The sequence below is a fragment of the Helicobacter sp. MIT 03-1614 genome (assembly GCF_000762925.2).
In the GTDB taxonomy this organism is placed as follows: Bacteria; Campylobacterota; Campylobacteria; order Campylobacterales; family Helicobacteraceae; genus Helicobacter_C; species Helicobacter_C hepaticus.
This window is the reverse complement of sequence record NZ_JRMS02000022.1, coordinates 1-5,689: the sequence shown is the minus strand read 5'-3', so window position 1 is coordinate 5,689 and position 5,689 is coordinate 1. Positions and strand designations below refer to the sequence as shown.

Annotated in this window: 5 protein-coding genes and 1 pseudogene; all 6 read left to right on the top strand. The window is 31.8% G+C overall.

Translation table 11 applies throughout. The features are described 5' to 3' along the window. A pseudogene (locus LS66_RS09855) lies at positions 1 to 215 on the top strand (hypothetical protein); the annotation flags it as partial. Positions 216 to 227: 12 nt separating this feature from the next. Beyond that, the gene (locus LS66_RS09850; protein WP_034368284.1) at positions 228 to 908 is read left to right on the top strand and encodes a hypothetical protein; all 681 of its coding nucleotides are present in this window, start codon (positions 228 to 230) and stop codon (positions 906 to 908) included. Further along, positions 908 to 3,481 carry a hypothetical protein gene (locus LS66_RS10360; RefSeq protein ID WP_236097029.1) on the top strand — a complete coding sequence of 858 codons (2,574 nt, stop codon included), beginning with the start codon at positions 908 to 910 and terminating at the stop codon, positions 3,479 to 3,481. The genes LS66_RS09850 and LS66_RS10360 overlap by 1 nt, the downstream gene beginning before the upstream one ends. Further along, a complete protein-coding gene (locus LS66_RS09840; RefSeq protein WP_050720590.1) occupies positions 3,474 to 4,169 on the top strand; it encodes a hypothetical protein in 696 nt (231 codons plus the stop codon). Before LS66_RS10360 ends, LS66_RS09840 begins: the two co-directional genes overlap by 8 nt. Positions 4,170 to 4,254: 85 nt before the next feature. Beyond that, positions 4,255 to 4,914 (top strand): hypothetical protein, encoded by a 660-nt coding sequence (locus LS66_RS09835; RefSeq protein ID WP_034368281.1) that lies wholly within the window; start codon positions 4,255 to 4,257, stop codon positions 4,912 to 4,914. Further along, positions 4,911 to 5,689 (top strand): phage baseplate assembly protein V (locus LS66_RS09830; RefSeq protein WP_236097028.1); only part of this gene is annotated, 779 nt, incomplete at its 3' end. The genes LS66_RS09835 and LS66_RS09830, both read left to right, overlap by 4 nt.

The following is a 5,689-nucleotide window of genomic DNA, read 5'->3' as shown; positions in this document are numbered from 1 at the left end:
ATAATACTTCAACTTTAGTCATAGAATCTAATACAAATTTGCTAGAATATCAAGGTAACACAGCAGATACTTTAATGAGTGGATTAAGTGGAGTGTTTGGGGCAATGGCAACATTAGCAGAGAAATATGGGGTAGATAAATCACTCAAAGAATCAACTAAAGGACTTGGAACTAAAGGCAGAATCTTGGCTATTATTTCAAGCACGAAGTGTTAATGGAGCAAGAATATGAATGAAAAACAAGATATAAGAGTTGATGAGTTTGGAGAGGAGATTCTGTATGAGATAAGGCATAATGTGTTTATATTGGATTGGATTTCTTATATATTAATTTTTTTAGTTTCTCTATTCATTCTTATAGCATTCCCAATAATGATAAGTAAAATATTCGCAGACGAAAATCCTATTCTTGTATTGATTGCTGTATTTTATAGCCCAAAGTCTTGGTTGATATTTTTGCTCTATATTGCCATTTTCTATTCAGTTATAGATGCGTATCGCCAAGCATTTTACTATCGCAAAAACAAAATCTATATTACCAATCAAGGCATAGGTTTTGAGTGTAGGCATTGGTTTAGAATGCAAAAGGGATTCTTTAAGTTTGGGGAAGTGGGATTAGTCAAATACTATACTCCAAGACCATTTTTAGAAAGGTCTAATTGTTTTGTTTATTATTTTTTGAACTACCAAGCACCGAGTAAAAATTATAAGTATTTCAATTTGATTTTTATGCCTAAGCATTATCATAAAGTATTTTTATGCGATGAATATATAACAAATCAAGAACGAGAAAAACTACTCAACTCCATTCGTCAAAAGACTAAAGAAGCTTTAGAATCTCAAGGCATAACAATCAGTGATGCAGAATTAAAAGATAAAATAAAAGATTTAGGCTATAAGGACATCTAATGCCACAAGATTCTATACGCAATATCCAATTATCCCCAAGTGTAGTATATGGCGATGAAAACTTCCCTCAAAAAGAATATAGAAGATTAAAAGCCTTACTTGATAAAGGACAAAGAGAACAAGTTATTAATGACTTAAAAGTTCGTTATCAAAAGGATAGAGATTTAGCTTATGAATTAGCCCATAGATTAGAGATTGATTTAGCAAAAGAACTCAATGTTATTCATTATGACAATCTTAAAGATAAAAATGCTTCTTATATTATCATTGCAGATTATAATACGCAAACTCAAGAATTATCTCTAAGCTTAGAATCTGAAATCTTTAATACTTTACTTGATACAATCCATTATTATTCACAATACAAAGGCAATTTTGCAGATACACTAATGAGTGGAATAAGTGGAGTGTTTGGGGCAATGGAAGAGGGAGCAAAGCAGGTTGCAAAACTAGCAATAGAGCAAGGATTTTCAAAGAAAATAAAAGCACTTAAATATGTCTTTAAAGTAGAGGGTATTTCTGTATCTGCTACTTATAATTATGGGAACAATGATGGAGATATAGTTAAAACAGGTGCAGGATTAGTGATTGAAATGTTACTTGCCTCTGGAATCTCTCTTATCCTTGCCTCAACCTTAGGCTTAACTTCAGCTCCTGCTTTAATTGTTATTGGTGGAATTTCTGCACTTATCGCAGGTATTTTAATGAACACCCAAACAGGCAAAGACTTTATAAATTTCCTTGCTGATGATGTTCTTAAACCCCTCATAGACTCCCTTGAATCCAAACTCCAATCTTTCTTTTCTATGTTTGATTCTAATCCTTTAGAATATGAATTAGTGCCAAATCCTACTTTAGAATCCAAAGACTACCAATCCCTTATAGAACTTCTCTTAAACAAAAACTCTAATGCCCTTGATATAGATACACTTCTCCATACTTTTCCAAACTACCTTGCTTATCCTACCCACTCTTATTCCACTAAAGATTCCACAAACTCTTCTCTTGCTCTCTCTACTCCAAAAGATGCTCTCCCTATACACATCAAAGCCCAATGCTTTAATCATAAAAAAGAAGCTTTAAGTAATAGAGAGATTTATGTGTATTCTCCAAACTTTTATTCTTTTGTAGATAGGGCTAAAAGTGATGAAAATGGCTTTATAGAATTTCATAATGCTTATGTCAGCTCTAAGATGACTAATTCAGATTTGTATTTTGTATTAAATAGGTATGGTTTAGATGAAGAACAAAAAGACTTTCATATCAAAATCTCTCCTTCTAAAACTATCCAACCAAAGGATAAACAAGTAGGAGAACTTTTAGAGCAAAGATTAAGCTTTGAGAAAAACATTCCTAAAGCTATCACTCTCAATGACAATATAAAGCCCAATATTAAAGTTAATGCCATAGAGTATATACCACAAGAATACAATCACAATTCTTTTAATTCACCTTTAGAACATCATCTTATAGAATCTATCACACTTCAAGCCCATTATGTTCTTAAAGATTCTCACAAGAAAAATATACAAGGTGATGAACAAAGTCTTCTTAAGGAATCTATACAAAGATATAAACATAAAACTAAATGGGGATACATTGTATTTGATAGAGATGAAGAGATAGAGCAAACATTAAAGCAAGTCAATAAGACACAACCTCTGATTTATTCTAAGAGATTTAAAGAATTAGAAAATATTAAAGGGGAAATAGTCAATATTCCTTTCAAAGAAGAATGGGAGAATAAGCAAATAAGATTCTTTGCTTATTTATGGAGAGCAAATAGAGATGTGGGGTGGGATTATGAATATACAATAGAAAAATTAAGAATGGAATTACATTTGATTGAAGCAGAGGCGGCAAATTTTGCAAGGCAATTTATAAAAGATGCTAATATTAGACAATCGTATAAGCAGGGCATAAAGGAAATGTCAAATAAATTCTTACAAGAAGTAGAAAAGGAAAACGATAAATCAAGACGCAATATTTTGGCTGAGAGATTAGCAAGAGAAGCCAATATATTCCGCAATCAGACTATGAATGATATGCGTAAAAAAAGCACACATCTTGGTAAAAGTATAGCAGAAGTTATGAAAAAAGATGGTAGGACTTTTGATGAAATGGTAGAGAAAAAAATCAAGGATTTAAAATACAATAAGCCTTTTGAACAACTTACGAGTAAAGAACAAATGGAGGTTTATAAGGAGATTATTAAATCTTCAGGCAAAGATAATAAAAAAGTAAGCTCCATAACCACAGGATTTAAATATTTTGGAAGATTTTTGGTTATAGTTTCTTTTGGAGCATTTGCTTACGATATTTATCTAGCTGAAAATAAAGCTAAGGCTACTATATCAGGTGGAGCAGTATTTGGGGGCGGACTACTTGGGGGAAGTGCAGGAGGTGCAGTTGGCTATGCTGTTTGTCCTTTTACAGGCTGGTTTTTTGTTGGTTGTATAATGGGAATGTCTGGAGTTGGAGCTTATTTTGGGGCTGAAGTCGGAGATTTTATTGTTAATGATTATTTTAGCAAAGAAGTAGATAGTTTTTTAAAGGAACACAATCTTGATTAGTCTGACGCAACAAGAATTAGAAATTTGCTATATTTTAAGTGAAATATTCAATGTTAATATCTCCTATGAGGATATATTGTGGGATATACAACAAGACACAGAAAGGTATCAAAAAGATAAAGAGCTGTATCATAAATATGCTTATTTGAGTGGTAAGGAGGAATGTTTTGCTATTTTTAGGGTAAAAAGAAAATATAAAGAGGTAAAAAAGCAAATTTTATCCATAAAAAGCGACTTTACTCAAAAAGATTTAGAAAGATTATTTTATATCACAGGTTCATATTGTTTAAAAAATAGAATGGTGATTGATGATGATGATTGGGTAATTGAAGAAGGCTGGAATAAGATAGAGTTTATGGAAAATATCACAAAAATAAAGGAAGTATCATTTTTCCGAAAAAAATATATCAATTTTAGAGTAAAAAATCATTATAAAATTTTATGTTTTGTGTTTGGTTTTACGCATTATTGCTTTGAAGAGCAAAAGAGTATATTTAAAAAGCACAGCTCTATACATTTGCACAGCTCTACAATTATTCTTATTGTATATATTTTTGCTATTGTTGGTAACATTATCTTCATATCTATAGCTAAACATTTTATTGGTGATGATGTATTCCTTATATTTCTTATATTTATTGCTTTTATTGTTGTTATGGCTTTGATGAGATATTTTAGAGGTATATAGCTATGAATAAACAAACCAATACGATAACTAAAATCAAAAAAGAAGATGGAACATTTATAATCAAAATCTTAGAATGGTTTGAAAAATGATAAAATCCTATATGCAAAACTTTAGCATTAAGCATTATAAAATGATAGATTCTAAAACTCATCGTCTCTTTGGGGCTTGGCGTAATCACAAGGCTTTAAGAAATACAAACACAAGCCTTATGGATATATATCGCATCGCTTATCCCAATGCAAATAGGGCAGATGTTTTGGAGTTGATAGAATTTAGTCTTTATAATCAGCTACTTTATGAATGGCACGAGGTTGATGAAGTATTGATGAGTGAATGGCTAAATGACTATGAAAAGGAATATTTGCATATTATACAAGAGGCATTTTTAAAGCAACACATAGAGTTTGGCTCAAGTCTTGATGAGGCGATAGATTCTCTCTATAATCTCTCTAATTATAAGCAATCTTGCAAGGAAGCTTGGGAGTATTTTAAGGAAAACTTTATCAATAATGAACGATATTTTGCGTGGGAAGTGAAATGTGATGTAAAACTTACCAAAGAGAGTTTTTGGGATAATCCTAAGTGTTGGAGCAGATATAATGTGTGGGTGGATATTACGCCCAAAGGCACAAAATACTTTAATGAAATCCTAGCCCCTAGATTCTATAACAAATACAAAGACTTAAGTGTTGAAATAGATTCAAAAGGAAATATTATAAGGTGGATAGGAAAGATTAATAGATGAGTGCTTCAAACATATCTCACTCTTATGTCAATACTCTAACCCTTTTACCTCTCCCCTTTAGCTATACTCCCTCTTTAAAGAGTAAGCCTAAAGCTCCAAATAGCACTCTAGGAATTGTGATTGGAGAAGATGAGGATATAGAGGGACAAAGAAATACTATTCATACAGATAACTTTGGCAGGGTGAAAGTAAGAATGAATTGCTTTGCTAATCAAGAAGTTATAGATAATGCAAGAACTAAAGAACAAAGAAATGCTCAAGGAAATAATGCAGAGAATAACCATTACAATACAAACAATACTCAAGCAAATCACCCTCTCACACAAGAAAATCATACAACAAACAATGATGTGGATAGTAACAATTCACAAACAAAAGCCTATTCTTATCATTACTCTCCTTATCTTAGAGTAAGCTCTCCTATTGCAAGTGCAAGTTCAGGTTTTTATCATACTCCAAGAGTAGGAGATGAAGTGATTGTGAGTTTCTTTGATGAGGATATAGATAAGCCTTATATCAGTGGAAGCTTATATAACCAAAGTAATCCTGCCTTACCTCCCCTCCCTTTAAATGCTCATCAAACAAGTTTAAGTGCAAGAACTCTTAATAATAGCAGTGCATTGCAAGCAGAGAATACAAACTCTCATCACAATCTCATAGAATCTGGATTCAATGAAATCACGCTCTCTAATCTCAAAGAACAAGAACACATCTATCTTCAAGCACAAAAAGATTATGAAGAACTCATTAAGCATAACTTTCTCCAAACCATACA

Coding starts and splice junctions, on each gene's coding strand:
- LS66_RS09850 (WP_034368284.1), top strand. CDS start 228: ATGAATGAAAAACAAGATATAAGAGTTGATGAGTTTGGAGAGGAGATT.
- LS66_RS10360 (WP_236097029.1), top strand. CDS start 908: ATGCCACAAGATTCTATACGCAATATCCAATTATCCCCAAGTGTAGTA.
- LS66_RS09835 (WP_034368281.1), top strand. CDS start 4,255: ATGATAAAATCCTATATGCAAAACTTTAGCATTAAGCATTATAAAATG.